Below are 19,155 nucleotides of genomic sequence, written 5' to 3'. Positions count from 1 at the left end.
TGTACGAACAATAGGTGTAACAGCTATGAACAACAGGGACCGTCTGCAAAAAGGTTTCGAACTACTATCAGAAGGCCTCGAAGGCCCAGTAGATGACGTGATGACTGCCGTCTTTGGCACCCGAAACTGGGATACTAGGTGGGCGAAACTTGATTCGGAACGATTCAACACCCCCTTGCGTAAAATAAACAAAGCCGACCCAGCCGTTCAGCTGCGCGCCATCACGGAGTTCGGCCGCGAATTCAACCACCGCATAGCCAGACACCAACAGGCATACGCCTCTGAACTACGCAACACACGTAACGAGTGGGCCCACCTAGAAACCTTCGACTCCGAACGCACCAGCCGGGCCCTCAACACAATAGAACTACTGCTAGAAGCCGTAGACGCCTTCGATTCCGCAGCTGACACAAAAGAACTGCGCCTGGGGCTGCAAGGTCGCGTAAGTGACGAGCGTGAACGAACCATCGCTAAACGCAAACTCGTTGGCCCAAATATCACCGACGGAATGCAACCGTGGCGGGAAATAATTAAACCACGGGAAGAAGTAACCAAAGGTCAGTACCAAGCCTCAGAATTCGCAATCAACCTAGCGGACATCGCAATCACAAAAGAAGCATGCACTCCAGGTAACCCCTACGGAGATCCCGTAGAGTTCTTCAACCGAACATACCTAACAGAAGGGTTGCGAGACTTACTCACCAGAGCTGTTAAGCGGATAACGGGCGACAACTCTGGTTCGCCAATCGTAAACCTACAGACGAACTTCGGGGGCGGTAAAACCCACTCCCTCCTCGCTCTATATCACCTCTTTGGAGAACGGTCGGTACTCGACTTTTCTTCAGATATCCAAGACTTAGTATCCCACCTACGACCGGGCGAACCGTGGGAACCAGGCAGTGTAAACCGTGCCACGATTGTGGGAACTTTTTTGAACACTGCAAAACCATCCGTGAAACCTGACGGGACAAAAATAAACACCATTTGGGGCGAGATTGCCTGGCAATTAGGTGGTGCCGACGGTTACGCATACGTTGCAGAAAATGACCGCACTTCTACCCCACCGGCCGACGCCTTGCAGAAACTATTAAAAGCCTACTCACCGTGCCTGATACTGGTGGACGAATGGGTTGCTTACGCACGCCAGTTGGTCGGCCGCGATGACCTAACTGCCGGCACGTTCGCAAACCAGTTCACGTTTGCGCAAACACTAACTGAAGCTGTAGCTGGAACCGAGAACTGCATGCTCGTAGTTTCTATCCCAGCGTCCGAAAACACAAACGAAGGTAGCAGCCTAGAAGTTGGCGGCCAAAACGGTCAAGAAGCGTTAGAGAAACTACAGCATGTGATCGGAAGGCAAGCAGACCAGTGGCGACCCTCCACCCGCGACGAGTCTTTTGAGATTGTCCGCAAGAGACTGTTCGAAGAACCAACAGTCGAACAGCACGCGCAAATAGGTGTGATCGCTAAGAAATTCATCAATATGTACCGGGGTTCGGCACAGAGTTTCCCGTCAAACACCACCACTTCTGAATACGAAAACCGGATTCGTGGTTCGTATCCGCTACACCCCGAACTGCTGGATCGTCTGTATGAAGACTGGTCTACTCTCGAAACATTCCAGCGTACTCGCGGCGTATTGCGACTCGTATCCACAATCATTCATGAACTGTGGGTCTCGAATGATCAAAGCCCACTAATTCTGCCCGGGCATATCCCGTTTGAGTCCGAAGCTCTGCTGTCGCAAATCTCCCAGTTTGTCCAAGAATCTTGGCGCCCAATTATTGAAGCAGACGTATCTGGCTCCCAGTCCACAGCTGCGATGATTGACTCGGACCATTCGGCATTAGGGCAACGCCACCTCGCTCAACGCGTTGCGCGCACCGTCTTTTTAGGGTCCGTCCCACGCATACGTCAGAAGAACAAGACTCTTAGTTCAAGAGAAGTGTGGTTGGGCACCGCCATGCCTGCTGATACACTCGGCAACTTCAACTTTGCACTAGAACAGCTGACTGACCGATCCACGTACTTCTTTAAAGAGAATACGGGGTACCGCTTCGGTGTGCACCCCTCAATCGCAAAAACTGCACGCGACTACCGCGATCAGTTACACGAAGATCCGGAACTGATCTTAGAAGAAATCGTATCCCGTTTGCGCGACGAAGCCTTTGATAAAAAACGCGGAATATTTCCTAGAGTGTGCCCTGCGCCAGAAACCTCTGCCGATATCGCTGACCTTCCTGAAGTCACTTTGGTTATTGTGCATCCAAAGTTCTCTATGCGCCGCAGCGACGCTAAGAACTCAACCGTTGGGGAATGGGTACGCAAAGCGATTGATTACCGCGGGACGGCACAACGGCTTAACCGCAATATGCTGGTGTTCCTAGCTCCAGACACAGGTAACTTAGCGGCACTTACGGAAACCGTTTGCACGTTCATGGCGTGGAAACGGGTGCTAAATGAGAAGGATTCGCTCAACTTAGATCAAATGCAGCTGGAACAAGTCCGCCGCTCAATCAAGGAAGCAGACAGGTCAATCGACCAGCGCATACAAGACACCTACTGCTGGTGTGTTTACCCGACGCAAGACGATCCGAAATCAAACTACGAGTTAGCAACAGTACAGGTTACGGACACATCAGGACAATCGTTAGCCGAGCGCACTGGTTCAAAGCTTTCGCAAGACGGGATGCTTGTTGCGGATCTGAATCCAAACATGGTGAAGATGACCCTTATTAATCCTGTACGTTCCGCCTTTGTAGATGGTGCGCTATCAGTAAAGACCATGTGGGACTTTATTACCAAATACATATTTATGGCCCGGCTAGTTAATCGCGCGGTTCTAGAAAGGGCTTTGGCTGATTCTATTAGCGCAGTTATACAACCAGACGAACGATTCGCGCTCGCTGCCCGTCGCGGTGAAGATGATGGGATGCTGCAGGGCCTGCTTATACCAGACGATGCGCTACCCGCATCTGCGTCAATAGCAATCACAGATGAAACCCTCATTGTGGACTGGGATGTGGCCAACGAAGCTCGCCGTGTTCAGCAAAAGTTTGCCAGCGAAGAAGGGGAATCCGGCAACAATACTCCGGCAGTCGAAACTGGTGATCAACCAAAGGCCTCGCCGGCAGCAACTGGAAATGGTTCCACAGCACCTGCGGAGCACGCCAAAACTCGTTATTTCGCATCCATCGAAATGAGTGATGACTCATTCAGTAGTTTTGCCGCGAACCTAAACAGCAGAGTCCTGGATCCACTACGCCAAACGGGCGCGTCAATCAAGATAAGCATTGACCTACAAGCCACGCTTCCAGAAGGATTCGACGAACACTTCATGAATGTATTCGAAAACAGTGCAGAACAACTACGACTCGACAGCTCTGGGTTCGAGGAGGAATAGTTGCCTCCCAAAGTGTTTCAACAAATAGACCAAATTTTTCAACCACCGGTAGCCCCTACTCGTTCACCAGGTTCTTCAGCTAGGTTTAATTGTTCTCCGCCCTATCCAACGGCGTTTGACTGCTTCGCGCACGACCCAACGCCGTTTGACTGTTCCCAGCGCGACCCAACGCCGCCTCAATCAAACCTGCGAACAGGAGGTGGGGGCGGGTTGGGCGCGATTTAAACTCCGGATGCCCCTGGGTTGCCACAAAAAACGGGTGGTCCGCATACTCCACGAACTCCACCAGTGACCCATCCGGCGAAGTACCACTAAACCGCAACCCCGCGCCCCGAGCAATCCTCTCCCGATACGCATTATTCACCTCAAACCGGTGCCGATGCCGCTCCGTCACTTCCGTAGAACCATACGCACGGGCCACCACCGAACCCTCAGCCAGCACCGCCGGGTAGGATCCCAGACGCATCGTCCCACCCAAATCAGCCTCACCACTCACAGCCGCCACCTGCTGCTGCATAGTCGCAATCACCGGCTCAGCCGCATCCTCGCCAAACTCTGTTGAAGACGCCCCCTCAATCCCAGCTGAACGCGCTGCCTCAATCACCACGCACTGCAAACCTAAACAAATCCCCAAAAACGGCAGGCCATTCTCACGCGCAAACCGGACTGCACCCAACTTACCTTCAATCCCCCGGGCACCAAACCCACCGGGCACAATCACCGCATCCAAACCCGCGAGCGCCGCCCGCGCACCCCTACTGGTCTCACAAGAATCCGCTGGCACCCACCGGATCCGCGCTCGCCGCCGATGCGCAAAACACGCCGCCCGCACCGCCTCTGCAACCGACAAGTACGCATCATGCAACTCCACGTACTTACCCACAATCCCAACATTCACATCCCCAACCGGGTGATGCACCGCCTCAAGCAAATCATCCCAACCACCCCAGTCAACATCACGGAAAGGCAAGTTCAAACGGCGGATAACAAACGTATCCAAATGCTCGTCGTACAACACTTTGGGAATATCGTAAATAGACGCGGCATCCGGGCAGGCAACCACCCCTTCTTCACTCACGTCACACATCAGCGCCACCTTTTTCTTCAACGCCTGAGGTAGTTGCCGGTCCGCGCGCAAAATCAACGCATCCGGAATAATCCCGATACTGCGCAGCGTTGCCACGGAATGCTGCGTCGGTTTGGTCTTCAACTCACCGCTAGGCGCTAAATACGGCACCAGAGAGGCGTGCAGAAAAAACGTGTTCTCGCGGCCAACCTCGCGGGGAATCTGCCGGACGGCCTCCAGGAATGGTTGCGATTCAATATCGCCGATTGTTCCCCCGATTTCGCAAATCACCACGTCCGGGGTACTTCCATCCTGGGCGGGCGCTGACATCGCGAGAATATGTTTCTTAATCTCATTCGTAATATGTGGTATCACCTGGATGGTGCGACCCAGATAACCACCGCGGCGTTCGCGCGCAATCACGTCCGAGTAGATCCGCCCCGTAGTCACATTCGATTCCTGGGTAAGGCAGCGGTCTAAAAACCGTTCGTAATGCCCTAAATCCAGGTCTGTTTCCGCCCCATCGTCGGTGACGAACACTTCCCCATGCTCATACGGATTCATCGTCCCCGGGTCGACATTCAAGTAGGGGTCAAGTTTTTGCATGGTCACCTTCAGGCCTCTTGCGATGAGGAGGTGGCCCAAACTGGCTGCCGACAATCCCTTCCCTAAAGAAGAGACAACCCCGCCGGTAACGAAAATGTACTTGGTGTCCGCGTGTGCGCTGGAGCGCGAAATCATATTACTCACGGACCTCCAGTTTACGGCAACGGTGATACCAAATAAAAGTTCCGTCCCATGAAATTTTCGTCACTATTCGTATGTTGGATTGTGCCGCAGTTTTCTGGCGTCTGCGAGGAGCATGCTTTTGGTCGGCTGCGGCATATTTGCGGCAGATTAGGGGTGCCGCCGCTTCCACCAGCGCCGACTTTGCAGCGGGGTGGTGGAAGCGGCGCAGCTTAGTGTTTTACCGGCGCTTCCGCTTACGTAAGAGCAGGCCACCGCCCAGCGCTAACAACGCTGCAAGCGACACTAAACCAACACTCGCACCCGTAGCGGGAAGCCCGCCAGTTTTATCTTTCGGGGTTTTTCCGCTGTAACCCGGGTTGGTGTTGCCCGGCTTGGTGTTGCCCGGCTTGGTGTTGCCAGGTTTGGTGTCTCCTGGTTGCGTGTTCCCGGGTTTAGGATTGCCAGGTTTGGTGTTGCCGGGTTTAGACGGCGTGGGTTTACCCTGCCCAGGTTCGGCATGCTCGCCGTTACCGGTCTGCCCGCCAGAACCCGGATTCGTTTGCACACCACTACCCGGGCCACCAGGTGTGGTTTGCCCACCAGCTCCCGTGTCCGGCTCTTTTGGTTCCACCAGGCGCAACGCCAAAATATGCGCCGCGTGCGCATACCCCTGCGTCTCTTCCCAGTTATTAGACTCCGACGGTGGTTCATCAATCACGCCATCACCGCCCACCAGCAGCATCGGCATGCCCTTCACATCCTCAGAGAACGCTACTGCACGCCCAAAACGCGCGTGCTCCGCCGGGCTCGTGAGCGTCTGCACCGCGCCACCCAGATCCTCCAGCTTCGAAATCCCCTCAGGAACCTTCGCTGCATCCACCCGGTAAACCCGGCCACCCCCTTTAGCATTAGCAGCCCCCACCGCTAACTGGGCCGCAAGCAACTGATCCCCCGGGCGGGCATCCAAGCTATAACCCAACCCAGTTTCGGCGCCGCCCGTAACAACCCGCACGTGCTTATCCAACGCCGCCGGATCCGACGGGGCAAACACGCGTTTCGGCGCAGACGCGCCAGACGCACCAGAACCGTAGGACGCGCCAGATGCACCAGAAATACCAGAAGCGCCCGACGTAGCAGACGCACCGGAATCACCCGGCTTGCCCAGCGCCTCATGGGAATCTTTCACCCCATAAACAATGGCGAAACCACCGCTGCCAGTGTTCATGATCTCCCCGCCATCGAACCCGATCGCGAACTCGTCCGTGCCATCACCATCCAAGTCACCCAGGTGCGCCACCGACGTGCCCGCACCAAGCCGCACAGAAACATCCGCCTTAACCTCAAACTCGTAACCCGCGTAACTACCAGCCAAATCAACCGACCGACCATTTATCACATGGTTATGCGCGGCAGAAGCAGCACCCTGACTCCGAGCCCGGTTTGCGTCTAGATTTCGAGCTTGGCCCGCACCCGGGTTCCCGCCAGAAGCAGAACCACCCTGCGATTTCGTGTCATCACCAAGCGGCGCACCGTAAACCACCCAGGCTTTACCGGGCACAGTCCCCTCAGGCGACATGGCATTGAAATCCGTAACTACCCAGTCACGCACCCCATCACCATTCACATCCCCCACCCGGGTGAACGAGTTCATCGTATGCCCATTTGGCATATCAATCCGCAACAAAACCGCGTCATTAGGCGCATACAAATCCGTCATATCAACCGGTTTCTTATACGCCCCACCTTTAATGACAAATGCGGTGCCCGACGTCTTCTCATGCTGCCCCATCGCATACCGCGAATTCGCCACCACAAACCCAACATCGGCCTTACCGTCACCATCCACGTCACCCACGCGAGTAATGTTAAACGCCGGCGAACCATCCGTCGGCAAGTGAATCTCAAACCCCTTCGCCGGGTCCAGATCATTCAAATCCACCCCACGCAGGCCCTTACCGCCGTACAAAACCCACACGCGACCCATCGTGTGCGACCCAACTACAATGTCATCTACCTTGTCACCATTCACATCGCCAGCACACGCCACCGACAAACCAATATTCGCATCCACCGCCGGATCCTGCGTCTTCACCGGCCCGTTAATCTGTATTACTTCTTCCTGAGGTAAGGTGCCACCCGGTGTTTGCCCCGGGATAACCTGCAACTGCCCGGTTACGTTAAACACCCACCCCTTAGTTTCCGTGTCCGCGTAGTAGGGGTCGAACTTCCACTCCGAACGCACCGCAGTCGACGCAACAATATCCGCCACCCCATCACCGGTAACGTCACACGCCCCACGCGCAATCGCCCCGCCGAAACCCGACGTGAACTCTCCGAGCCAACTGCGTTTACCATCCTCATTCACCGGTTTCATCGCCGGCTCCGCTGTGGGATTAGCTGGCTGCGGCACCGACGGCTTCGAGGCCTCAGAACCACCCGGTTTCTCCGCTTGCCGCGACATATCCACAGTCCACACATCCACTTTTCCCCGTGCGTCCGCCGTGTAAATCCCCGTGAGGTGATCACTTCCCCTCCGCGGCACAATCCCCACGCGGGTGCCATCGGTCGCATTCGCATCTTCAGTAGCTGCGAACCACGCCCACTGCCCACCAGGAATGTGATCTACCCCCTGGCCCCGCACCCAGTCTTTCGTGAGCGCATTTTGCGAAATCAGAAGCGCCCCCGCATGCTCATCGTTCACCGGCCTGCCCACCAGCAACGCTCCCGGCTGCCCGTAACCATCTACCCACGCAACAGAAATACCGAACCGACCTTTCACGTTCTGCCGCAGCACGCTTCCCGCCCGCTGCCCACCAGAAACCACCAGGTCACCCTCCGTTTTAGCAAGGTCCACAGTGATTCGCGCGTTCCGTTCTTCCATATTCACGAGGGCCACCGCCCCCGCGTTATTCCACGCCCCCGGTGCACCCACTGCCAAGTCGGTTCGCCCGTCTTCGTTGAGGTCCCCGGTTGCTGTTAACGCCGCCCCAAACTCACTGCCGGGCGTCGCGGTGATTACCTGCGCGTTTTGTTTCAGGTCGACGCCTTGTTGCTTCAGTTTCGGAGCAAACACTAACACCGTGTCTTTACTTGGAATACCTGCCGCGAGGTTCGGCTTCCCATCAACTGCTGACGACACTTCCGCGAGCGCCTTTACTTCTGCGGGTGCCACAAACTCACTATCGGGCTCAACTTCTGGACCTTTTTGCTGTGCACCTGATTCGTGCGCTTGCGCGTCTGTTTCCTTTTCAGGCTGCCGCTGTGTTTGTTCCGGTTTCAGTTCTTGCTGCTGCGCATGCGCGTCCGACGCCAGGTCAGCTAGTTTATCCGCACTATAAACGTTGATTTTAGAACCCATTGCCACCACGAGCAATGGTTTACCCAGCGGCGAAGTGGTTGCCGTAAGTGCAGTTACTTCACCGGGAAGTTTAATCTTTACAACGGCCGAGTCCTCAGCTGTCCCTTCACCATCAGCGCGGTCATCAGTTTTATCGCCTGTCTGGATTTCTGCTTGTTCACCCGTTTGCTTTTCTGCGTGTGCGTCTGCTTGTGCGAAAGCTTGCGGCTTTACCAGTGCCAATTCATGACCCGCAGCAACCGCAACTGGCACGGAGCGCCCATTCGCTGGCGTCGCAACCTCATCCTTATTCAACTTTGAGCCCGACACGCATGTGACCAACGGAGTGTTTTGCTTTCCGGCAGACAGCGGCAAGACAACTTTACGCACACCGGTTTCCTCAGCAATATTTTTGGAAACCTCCTCCCCCGGATCACCGTAAGGAATGTGGTCCACTACCGACAGGGTATTCGAGTTTGCAAAAATCATGTCCGGCTTACCGTCACCTGTAACGTCACAGCTGGGGGAAGCGAACGCACCCCCATCCACGTACGCCACGCGGTCTATTTTCCGCACCACATCGCCGTAACGCCCAGTTTTATCACCCGACCACTTCGGGTCGTTTGAATCGTTGTCTGTCGCTTCCGCAGGCTTACCGCCCACACTGGGAGCCGTGGAGTTAAGCGCGAAACTGGGTTTGGTAGCGGCCCATCCCAGGGAACCGGGAGCCGTGAAAGTTGCGCACAGTGCGATGATGGGAATCCCAGCGGCTAGTGTGCACCAACGCTTCCTACCGCTGCGGTTAATTATATTTGTCATTTTCCACCTTCAGGTCAAATAGGTAAGGCTCACCTAATTTACCTGAATTGTCGGGAAAACCTAAATACTCAATCCGCACGCCGAAGCGTCACAGAAGAGAAGTTAGCGCACACAAGTCGCAATCACTTCATTGTTAACAACTAGTCAGTGATCGCAAAACTTCCTGCTCTAATTGCAAACTACACATTCTCATTGTAAAAACTCTTTGCAATGAGATTCGCAATGAGGATCTATCTAGATCACTCCCGATCTGCGTAGTGAACTACGAATTATCAATCCAGTGGTACGAGGTTCTCCGGCTCCCCCGGCCACCTAACATCTGCACAAACCCGGATTCAACCAGTAGTTTTAGTGCGTACCGAACCTGCCCTGCAGTCAGCTTTGTTGTGTCAACAATTTCTTTCACACTAGCCCCTTCATCTCCAGAGACAATCACAGTCTCCCCCACTGTCTTCGTATTAACACCAAGGTTTGCAAAAGTCGCTGCAGTATCCGTTCGATTCGTCGCCAGTTTCCCCCTCCAAAACTTAACGACAAATCTGACCCCAAAATCAACTAATTCAGGCTCTGGTAAACCGGCATCTTTAACCGTCTTATAGATCTCCCGGATCCCACCACCCTCACCCTCGATAATGCGTTCATCATCTTCTGTCCGCAGACTCGTGCACAACGAATAAAGGCGCTGGTTAACTTCATGCCTACTGATGTCTTTACTCTTCAGCCGGGCCACAGTCAATCCTCGCAAGCCACCCGGGTTAGTAATAATGAGGAAATCCGGTAACAAACGCACGTCCACCCCCTGTCCAATTCCTAACGTATTTGGCCCTAAATCACGATGAATCAACGCGTTTGCAACAGCCTCGCGAATTGCTGGCAATGGAAGCTCGGATTCATCCACCATGTGTCCAGACGGCGCATAGCGCTGCACTACACTCAAATGCTCCGTTATCCACCGCATGGTCTCCGTAAGCAAGACAGATACGGGCCCCGTGATTCTCTCCAAATCCCTCGTTCGCCTACCTGCGTGGCCACGTTCTAACTGCTCTGCGACAGTAACGGACAAAGCAGGATAATAACCTTGAGGGTAGAAACCCAATGCGTAAAAACTCGCAAGCGTTAGTTCACCAGACTCATCAACCATCCTTACCTGACGCATTAACTCACCGTCATCCTTAAGTTGAGATAACCGCCTATTCGTCTGCCTTACCCGCTGCAGATACTCTTTTAATAGTTGAGAATCCAAGTCCCTCTTGCTCGTGCCCTCCACTATCTTGGCATCGTAGTGAACCTGCTCGTCGGATCTTAATCGTGCAACCTCAATCAGTCGCAACTCATTGTCAGAAAGACTGTAATCCCCATCAGATTGTCTTAGATAGGCTACTCCACCTACCTTCGCCGGCTTATCTTCCATACGCAACGGTACGACCTCAACAATGACTACCTGGCGATCATTTACCGTAACCGTGCTGGCGTTGATTTTTAACTTGGGCACCACTGCATTTCTAGCTTGACTCGCTACCGCAGCCTCAACTTTCGCCGCGTTTTTTACACCAGTTATTTTTAAACCAGACCGTTCATCTACCCCTAGTATGACAGTGCCACCCTCAGGCATGTTTGCGAATGCGCACAGCGTACGAGGTAAGTTCTCTGGCACATTTTCCTTAGCGCGTTTAACTTCTATTTCGACAGAATCTCCCCCTCGTCGCCGCAATTTCGAAAGAGTAATCTCCAACAGCTCTGCCGTCCAGGTAGTCATACCGCAAGAACAAATGCCCCAGCCCTCATTAACAATGAGACACACCCTCATCGCAAAAAATTGGGCCCTCATCGCAAAAAATCAGGCCTCATCGCAAAGAAATGGCGCCTCATAGCAAAAATCTTTCGCAATGAGATTTGCAATGAGGACCTACCGGATATCTAACCGGCCTCCACCGTGACGGTAAGGACGCGTAAACACGATAAGTAGATACAAAACCAAAGCCAACAACGCCACCGCTTAAACGATTGAATTCAATTTGAAGTAATCTGGGCTTTTAGCTAGGTGTTTACCTTGTTTTCTATTGTTTCTGTTTTCTATTGTTTTCTAATGACTTGTGTCGTTGCCAGTATTCATCCTCGATTTCTTCAGGTGTGTGGTACTCGAGAGCCGTATGTAGGCGGCCTGGTTCGGATGCGAAAAAAGTCGAAGCTGCTTTAATCAGCTCATTCGTATCCCGCAACTGCTGGCCGTATGCAAACAGCCCCAGCTTCAAAGCGATGGCCTTACACGCGACCTACAACGAAAGAAAACCAAGACCACCCCAAAAGACCACGGCCTTATTCACCCCATCGACACGACACCAACCCCACAAACCCTAACCAACCCCACCCACACCTTCAAACGGAAAGAGCCTCTAAAAAGATATTACTCAGCTTTCGATCGTCGCCATTTTAAAGTCTGCGCTAAGTAAGTTACGCCACAGACTACTGCACAAACCATTAAGGGCACAGCAACCCACCATTTCCCAAACCAGGAAATATTGGCAGAAATAGACGCGCTTAATAAACAGACAATACCGATAATAAATAACTTCTCATCAGGTTTCTTTGCCATTGAGATCACCAAGCTATGTTAGTCAGAAAAACAACCAGTAACAACACCTTCAAAAGAGAAAAACTCAAGAAGCAAGTTGAAGGCTTGTTCTCCACCGTTAACTACGACTGCTTCGCTAGCTTCAGCTATTGCTTGAGACCGGCTAAGGTTTTGTTTGAGTTCTACAAACATGATTTGCCTCTTAGACAATTCATCTATCTGAATTTCATGATTCGTTGGGCTAATAGTCCAAACAAAGCACCCACACAAATCAGGTACAACATTCCGATACCGAACGCTTTCCAAGTTCCCACGTTAATCAGTGTCATCGAAATGGCTTCACGCATATGGTAAATCGGGGTGTACGGAGCGATGGTTTGCACCCAATCCGGCAGCATTTCTACCGGCATCATCGCACCTCCGATTATGCCGAGAGGAATAATAATCAACGTTGCCGCCATGGAAACACCCGCCATTGAGGGGACTATGACACCCAACACGACGCCAACGAAGAAGAACAGAAGGTATCCAAACACAGTAGGTATAACTGCGATAAGAAAAGTAGCAGCTGGTGATACTCCCAACACTAGCGCAATCAAAAACAGTGCCAGAATCTGCCCCAAGAGCAATAGAGTGCCAGCTGATGCTTGAGCGGCAAGTACTGTGTTCGACGATAGTGGGAAATTTCTGAGCACATTAAACATACCGTTTTCGCGCCAAAGAGCCAGGTGGGTAGCACCCGCATAAATCCCCACGAACGCGGCACCAAAAGCAATTATGTTTGCGCTTATAGCACCCGCTGGGTCCGGGCTTGGAATCGAGTCTTTTAGGGTTAGTACAAGTGCGATAAGCAGACCAGCTGGGAAAGCAAACGTAAAGAAAAGAGTTGACCAATCGCGCAGGTCATACTTCAGCATAGTTTTCGATAGTGCCTTGTAAGAACTCATGCTACGTAGTCCTTTCCTGTGATTGCTAAATAAACATCTTCCAACCTGCCGTCTGACACGTGGGCACCACTAGTGTCGATTCCTAGGTGCTCCAGTTGGACAAAAAGTTTTGACGTATCACTAGTGCGGATTGTGACTCCGTCTTTAGTAATCCTGACTTGGTTCTCCCCAAATGCCGCAGAAAGTACGTCTGCCTGGTGAAGTGCGTGGGGAAGTAAAACCGTAGATCCAAGAGCTGCATTCTCAATCATCTTACGCGGACTTTCAGTAGTTAGAATCCTCCCCGTGTCCAAGATTGAAACCACGTCACATAACCTTTCAGCCTCGTCTAGGAAGTGGGTGGTGTAGAGCGTAGTCATACCGCGCAAATTAGTGCTTTGAAGCAGGGAAACAAGATTGTTTCGGGTTTCAGGGTCCAGGCCTGCGGTTGGTTCATCTAGAAACAGTATTTTTGGATGGTGAATGATCGCTGTTGCGACAGCTAGACGCTGTCGTTCACCACCTGAAAGTGCCTCAACTTTAGTTTTCTTAACGTGCCCTAGATTGAGTTCGTCGATAAGCTGCGGCACCCTAGTTGGTGGAGCTCCCTGTAACTGCGCGACGACGGTTAGGTGTTCTTGGAGAGTAGTTTTAGGAAAAAATGACGAACGCTGTGGTTGAATCCCGATCTTAGCTAGAAGACCGACATCTCGTGGATAGGGATTTTGCCCCATAAGACGAACCGTGCCTCGGGATGGTTCACGAAACCCTTGAATGGTTGTAAATAGTGTCGTCTTGCCCGCTCCGTTCGGGCCAATGATACCGTGAAACGATCCTGGCTCAACCTTCAGGTTGACACCATCAAGTATGGTTCTACCCTTGATCCTGACAGTCATGTCTTTGATATCCACGAGTGAATCTGTCATTTATTTTTCCTTCGATACTGAGCTGTGGGACACGCGGGATAATATCGCGTACCCCACACTTTCTAGCTTCTCTCAACACAAGTAGTTATCTGTACCATTACATCTAGATACGTAAATCGTGTCTTTCCTAAGCCAGGGTCTGTCACTGTCACGCATAATCAACCTCCTATCAGTATCCAAACAACTCGTTAGTGGGGGTACGAAAATTCATTTATGTGGCACTAAACGCTAAGGTCTAATATTGAGCTTTAAACCACCCAGTTCTACTGAACAGTGTTTTATTTCACTAAATGGATAGTCTCACAGGTAACAAGTTTGGCGCAATACCTTTCTCAAATAAACACCCAGGATAATTACATGTTTATATATACTTATCCGCACTGAGGTCCTACCGGATGTCTAACCGACCTCCGCCGTGACGATACGGGCGTGTAAACACGATAAGTAGATACAAAACCAAAGCCACCAACGCCACCGCACCGGCAGCCAACATCATGCCCCGAAACCCCAGCGGATCCACTAGAGCCCCCAAAATCGCCGGCGACACTCCCGTACCCATATCCACAATCAGAAAATACGAAGACACCGCCAAGCCAGACCGCGCTACCCCCACGCGGTCTACAGATATTGCCTGCCCGGCAGACACGATCGTGGCGTACCCCATGCCAAGCAGAGCCGCCCCCACCAGCAACACCAGTGGTGAATGCGCCAGTGCGGTTAAACAAATTCCCGCTGCCGTAGAAATAATGAGGGGAATAACGACGATATCGTCACCCTTACGATCTTGAATAATGCCTCCAAGTGGGCGGGCAACTAAAATCACCGCGCCATACACCAAGAAATACCATTGGCCCGCAGACACCAACCCAATCTCGCGTGAATACGTGTCCATGAACGTCAGTGCCGCGCCGAACGCGAACGCACACATCGCAACGATTGTCGCAATCGGCACCGCCCGCAAATCAAAATAACTGCTGAAATCCAACCAGTGTGAACGCGCCACGCGCCGCGGCCGTTTACGCCCCAGCCCCTCATCAGCATCAAGAATGCGTGCCACAGCATGCGAAGTCGTTTCCACAATCCCATCGTTCACATCCAGATGGCGGGCAGCTAACTGGCACATCACCCAAGCTAAAACCGCCATGGCGAACACAAAAATGAACACGAGTGTCTGCCCGTGCTCAGAGTTATAAAACAGCATTCCCAAAAACGGCGCAAGCCCCGTAGCTAAAGACAAACCCGTGGTAAACCAACCCGAACCTTCCGCCCGCCGAGATGCCGGCACCTTCATCATCACCGCGCCCGACAGCGCGGTCTGCACCATGCCGTACAAAAACCCGTGCGCAATTCGGATCAGCACCGTAACCGGCAGTGACACAGCCACAAAATACAAGCCAGCCGCCACCATATTCAACGACACCGACCACACAATAATGCGTTTAAACCCCACGGTTTGCGTTAGTTTCCCACCCACAATCCGCGAAGCCATCGCTCCCAACACGAACACCGAGTTCACAAGACCCGCACTCGTATTAGACGCCGCGAACTGCGAAATCGCGAACGACGCCATGGTCGCCATGGTCATAAAGAACCCCATGGCCACCCCAAAGTTAGCTACGGTCAACATTGTGAACACGGGAGTCCACAACCGGGGTTTAGGGTTAGAGTTTTCAGGCATTAAGCGTTCAGGTTCTCCTTTTCTCACCTCAAACTTTAACGACACGCACCTCAACGCCGGCCTCGCGCAATTGTTCCACCACGCTGCTAGGCGTGTGCTGGTCAGTAATAATCGTGTCGAAATCCGTGGTTGGCCCCACCTTATACAAAGCGGATTTAGCGAACTTCGACGAATCCACCACCAGCACTTTCGTGCGCGCCGCCGCAATCATAGCGCGTTTCACCCGCGCCACATTCTGGTTCGGGTGATACACCCACTGAGCCGACAATGCGGTAGCTGACATAATGCACACGTCGATGCGTAACTGGTTCACCGCCGCTTCCGCAAGGTCGCCAAAATACGACTCCGCCCACGCCTCATACTCCCCACCCGTCAAAATCAGCCGCACACCCTGCATCGCCCGCACCTTACTAGCAACGAATTCCGCGTTCGTTACCACGGTTATAGGCGCGTAGTCTGGTAAATATTTCAACAGGGGAATATTCGATGAGGAATCGTCCATAACCACGGAACAACCCGGGCTTAGGAACTGCCGCGCCTGTGCCGCTAAAACCGCTTTCACCTGCGGGTTAATCGCCACCCGCACGTGCGCTGCAGCTTCCGTCAAAGACGTTTCTGCCGGCACCACTTCTCCCCGGTTCAGTGACACCAATTGGCTGCGTTCCAACTGCGCGACATCCCGGTAAACCGTCATCGTGGACACGCCCAGCAGGCGAGCGAGCTCATCCACATGAGTCGCCCCCGCCTGCACCACGTGATCCATAATCGCGCGGCGCCTAGACTTCGGGTCCTTCCCACCCACATGAGCATCCGCAGCATCCGACGCACCCGCAGCACTAGATACCAGCTGACCAGGGCTTACAGAAGTGGGAGAGTCCTTCTTATTCTTACGCACGGGGCAATACCGCCTGCGCCACCACGTCTTTAACGGGCTCAGTGGTTTCCTCATTGAGGATTTTCACCACCGCATTCAAAAGCGGCAGCTCATCTGCTATATCCGCCGCATGCTGGTGCACAAACTTGATCGCCAGCCCCGCCGCTGGCACTCCCTCAACGGTCTGTTCCAAACGGTCCATTTCCGCAAGTGCCTGCGCTGGATTCTCACCCCGACCCAACCTCACGCCATAAACCTTATTGCGCCCAGACAGGCCCGTGACCTCCAAGTCACCCACCCCAGGCAAACCAAACGCGGTCTGCGGCTTCGCGCCCTGCGACTGGCCCAGCAGCGACATTTCCTTAACCGCCTGCGTAAACGTTGCCGCCTTCAAATTGTGGTGCGGCACGCCCGTGGCTTCCTCCAGCCCATCTGCAATCCCAAGTGCGATCGCGTAAACATTCTTCATGGGCGCGCAAATCTCTACCCCCACCTCATCGTCCGTATGCTCAATCGCGTAATTAGAGGTCGCCGCTGCCTGCGCGTACTTCTTAGACACCGCACCATCTAAACACCCGAAAATAGTGGCGGTAGGTTTACGGCCCGCACACTCATTCGCCTTCACCGGCCCCGCGATCGCCACAATCGGAGGAAGCTCGTTGTAACCGTTTTCTTGCGCAATCCTGCGAATCGCAACCGGAAGCTGCTCAACAGTCCCATCCGGGGCCTCACAGAACCCTTTCGACGTCATCCACAACGCATCCGCTTTCGCAATCCCCGCGAGCGCCAGCTCCGTCACCTTCGGCACCCCCACCGACGCCACCGACATCACCACCACGTTCGCACCCGCCAGAGCCTCCTCCAACTGGTCGGAACGGTACAGGTGCACGCCCTGCGCAAGCGGTTCTTTAGTGCGCGGGTGGGGTTCACCGCGTTCTACCGCATCCAAAAGGTGATCATCCAACCACGTTCCCCACAAACGCACTTCCCACCCGGCGTCCGCCACCGGGGTGCACAACGCGGAGCCCATAGCCCCAGCACCGAGTACAGTTATGACCGTCATAGTTCCTCCTTAGAGTTCCGCAGCTGGCGATTCCGGCCGCGTCGATGGGTACTTCTCTGCCAGTTGATGTAAATGTTCAAACGTGTCTTTTAGTTTCGGGTACAGTTCCCGCTGTACGCTCGCGATTTCTTGGTAGCGTTCATGCAGCTTGAGGTCCGGTTCCACGGTATCGCCGTAACGCGCCATCTGTTTAGCTGCGTTAGCCACATCGCCGTCCCCGAAGGCGTGTACGCCAGCCATGGCGAGCACGGCAGCGCCGAGGGCGGAAATCTCTTCTTCTGCACACACCCGCACGGGTAGACCCGTGCAATCCGCCATGATTTGGCGCCACAATGCAGACCGGGTGCCCCCACCCATAGCGCGCAGACCCCGCAGGGTCACGCCAGTTCCTGCTTCTACCGCATCTAGGTTCAACCGCATTTCAAACCCGATGGATTCCAGTATCGACCGGTACATGTGTGCCCGCGAGTGGGTGCCTCGCCACCCCACCACGGCGCCGCGAGCCACGGAATCCCAGTACGGGGATTGCACCGCATTCCAATACGGTAGGGTCACTAGCCCTTCGGCGCCCGGGGGTATGTTTGCTGCCGCCCGGTCGAGCGCCGGATCGGGTTCGCCCAGTAATTTCGGATCCCCAAGAGCCTGCCGGAACCAGCCTGCCAAGTACGACCCGGAAGACTGCAGAACCTCAAACACGTAATTACCTGGAATGCCCGAAACGTGCGTGCGGAACACGGAATCGTACTTATATTCCGGGCTTTCCACACCCGCGTTCACCGCTGTGCCAAGGTTTAAGAAACCCACATCGGGTTCAACCGCTGCCGCCCCTATTCCCGCAGCTTGCCCGTCGCCTAAACCCGCGATTATCGGGATCTCACCGATTCCCCATTCGTTTGCGAGTTCTGGTTTTAGACGCCCCATTTCGCGTGAAGGTTCCACCAGATCCGCCATCTGCTCGCGATCCACCCCTGCGATTTCGAGCAGTTCCGGTGCCCAGTCGCGCCGTTTAATGTCAAATAGCCCGAGGGAATCTGCAGCTGCTTGCGAAGTCACCCACTGCCCGGTGAGGTTCCACGTGATGTAACCGTGTACCTCCACCACTTTGTGAGCTTTTTCGAACACCTGAGGTTCGTTCTGCTTCAACCACGCCATCTTGTAAATCGCGGGGGTAACACCCGCGGGTTTACCGGAAAGCTCGTGGATGTGCGCGTTACCGTACTGGCGGATTTGGTTGGTAGCGCGGCCATCTAACCACAATATCCCCTGCCGGAGCGGCCGCCCGTTCGCATCAAATGGGGCGAACGATTCGCGCTGGTGGGTGATGCCGATCGCCGCCACGCGCTGCCGGTTACGGCGAGAGAGTTTAGCAAGTACCTCACCAATAACCGCGTGCGTGGTTTCCCACCACCTAATCGCATTATGCTCGTACTGGTCCATCGCGGGCGTGTGCAGCTGAATGTTGCGCCGGGCCGTGTACCAAACGTTGCCACCCACGTCGACAATAATTGCTTTCGTTGAGGTAGTGGACGAATCAATGGCCACCACCAGGGGGCCGCTGCGCATCCGGTTGGTTGGACTAGACATGTTGCCTCGCATTCTTCGTTGAATGGTGAACTCTGAACACGTACAACCATAACCCTATTCATAACAGAAAACAACATGTTTCTTGTTGTTTTTCACAGCTGGTTACTCCAAGCAGACGCCTGCACACTGCCTCATGCACAATTTCTTAAATATTTGACCAAATTGCGCGAAATAAACC

Annotated in this window: 11 protein-coding genes; 1 reads left to right on the top strand and 10 read right to left on the bottom strand. The window is 53.8% G+C overall.

What is annotated here, in order from left to right; translation table 11 throughout:
* Positions 1-25 precede the first annotated feature (25 nt).
* Complete coding sequence (locus tag QS713_RS01975; protein ID WP_313272025.1) at positions 26-3,403, top strand: DUF499 family protein; 3,378 nt, start codon at positions 26-28, stop codon at positions 3,401-3,403.
* Between the two features lie 85 nt (positions 3,404-3,488).
* On the opposite strand, the gene pyrG is transcribed toward QS713_RS01975, so the two are convergent.
* The 10 genes from pyrG to QS713_RS01925 form a co-directional block, all read right to left on the bottom strand.
* Positions 3,489-5,210 (bottom strand): CTP synthase, encoded by a 1,722-nt coding sequence (pyrG, locus tag QS713_RS01970; RefSeq protein WP_313273705.1) that lies wholly within the window; start codon positions 5,208-5,210, stop codon positions 3,489-3,491.
* A gap of 226 nt (positions 5,211-5,436) precedes the next feature.
* On the bottom strand, positions 5,437-9,354 hold the full coding sequence (locus QS713_RS01965) for an LPXTG cell wall anchor domain-containing protein (RefSeq protein WP_313272023.1): 3,918 nt from the start codon (positions 9,352-9,354) through the stop codon (positions 5,437-5,439).
* A 262-nt stretch (positions 9,355-9,616) separates the two neighbouring features.
* Complete coding sequence (locus QS713_RS01960) at positions 9,617-11,110, bottom strand: ATP-binding protein (RefSeq protein ID WP_313272021.1); 1,494 nt, start codon at positions 11,108-11,110, stop codon at positions 9,617-9,619.
* Positions 11,111-11,965: 855 nt separating this feature from the next.
* Entirely contained in the window at positions 11,966-12,118 is a 153-nt protein-coding gene (locus QS713_RS01955) for a hypothetical protein (RefSeq protein WP_313272019.1), read from the bottom strand.
* A gap of 23 nt (positions 12,119-12,141) precedes the next feature.
* The gene (locus QS713_RS01950) at positions 12,142-12,873 is read right to left on the bottom strand and encodes an ABC transporter permease (protein WP_313272017.1); all 732 of its coding nucleotides are present in this window, start codon (positions 12,871-12,873) and stop codon (positions 12,142-12,144) included.
* Positions 12,870-13,778, bottom strand: coding sequence for an ABC transporter ATP-binding protein (locus tag QS713_RS01945; RefSeq protein ID WP_313272016.1), 909 nt, complete (start codon positions 13,776-13,778; stop codon positions 12,870-12,872). Before QS713_RS01945 ends, QS713_RS01950 begins: the two co-directional genes overlap by 4 nt.
* Before the next feature lie 388 nt (positions 13,779-14,166).
* Positions 14,167-15,456: an MFS transporter gene (locus tag QS713_RS01940; protein ID WP_313272014.1), complete on the bottom strand. Its 1,290-nt coding sequence runs from the start codon at positions 15,454-15,456 to the stop codon at positions 14,167-14,169.
* Positions 15,457-15,484: 28 nt separating this feature from the next.
* Entirely contained in the window at positions 15,485-16,351 is an 867-nt protein-coding gene (locus QS713_RS01935; RefSeq protein WP_313272013.1) for a DeoR/GlpR family DNA-binding transcription regulator, read from the bottom strand.
* Complete coding sequence (locus QS713_RS01930; protein WP_313272011.1) at positions 16,344-17,393, bottom strand: NAD(P)H-dependent glycerol-3-phosphate dehydrogenase; 1,050 nt, start codon at positions 17,391-17,393, stop codon at positions 16,344-16,346. Before QS713_RS01930 ends, QS713_RS01935 begins: the two co-directional genes overlap by 8 nt.
* A gap of 9 nt (positions 17,394-17,402) precedes the next feature.
* Entirely contained in the window at positions 17,403-18,977 is a 1,575-nt protein-coding gene (locus QS713_RS01925; protein ID WP_313272010.1) for a xylulokinase, read from the bottom strand.
* Positions 18,978-19,155: the final 178 nt, after the last annotated feature.

The organism is Gleimia hominis, from assembly GCF_032085515.1.
Taxonomy (GTDB): Bacteria; Actinomycetota; Actinomycetes; order Actinomycetales; family Actinomycetaceae; genus Gleimia; species Gleimia hominis.
Note: the sequence above shows the minus strand (reverse complement) of the source record. Positions and strands in the feature narration are given on the sequence as shown.

Excerpts from the sequence above, each read along its gene's own strand:
- QS713_RS01930 (WP_313272011.1), bottom strand. The coding sequence starts at position 17,393 with ATGACGGTCATAACTGTACTCGGTGCTGGGGCTATGGGCTCCGCGTTG.
- QS713_RS01975 (WP_313272025.1), top strand. The coding sequence starts at position 26 with ATGAACAACAGGGACCGTCTGCAAAAAGGTTTCGAACTACTATCAGAA.
- QS713_RS01960 (WP_313272021.1), bottom strand. The coding sequence starts at position 11,110 with ATGACTACCTGGACGGCAGAGCTGTTGGAGATTACTCTTTCGAAATTG.
- QS713_RS01965 (WP_313272023.1), bottom strand. The coding sequence starts at position 9,354 with ATGACAAATATAATTAACCGCAGCGGTAGGAAGCGTTGGTGCACACTA.
- QS713_RS01955 (WP_313272019.1), bottom strand. The coding sequence starts at position 12,118 with ATGTTTGTAGAACTCAAACAAAACCTTAGCCGGTCTCAAGCAATAGCT.
- QS713_RS01945 (WP_313272016.1), bottom strand. The coding sequence starts at position 13,778 with ATGACAGATTCACTCGTGGATATCAAAGACATGACTGTCAGGATCAAG.
- QS713_RS01950 (WP_313272017.1), bottom strand. The coding sequence starts at position 12,873 with ATGAGTTCTTACAAGGCACTATCGAAAACTATGCTGAAGTATGACCTG.
- pyrG (WP_313273705.1), bottom strand. The coding sequence starts at position 5,210 with ATGATTTCGCGCTCCAGCGCACACGCGGACACCAAGTACATTTTCGTT.
- QS713_RS01925 (WP_313272010.1), bottom strand. The coding sequence starts at position 18,977 with ATGTCTAGTCCAACCAACCGGATGCGCAGCGGCCCCCTGGTGGTGGCC.
- QS713_RS01940 (WP_313272014.1), bottom strand. The coding sequence starts at position 15,456 with ATGCCTGAAAACTCTAACCCTAAACCCCGGTTGTGGACTCCCGTGTTC.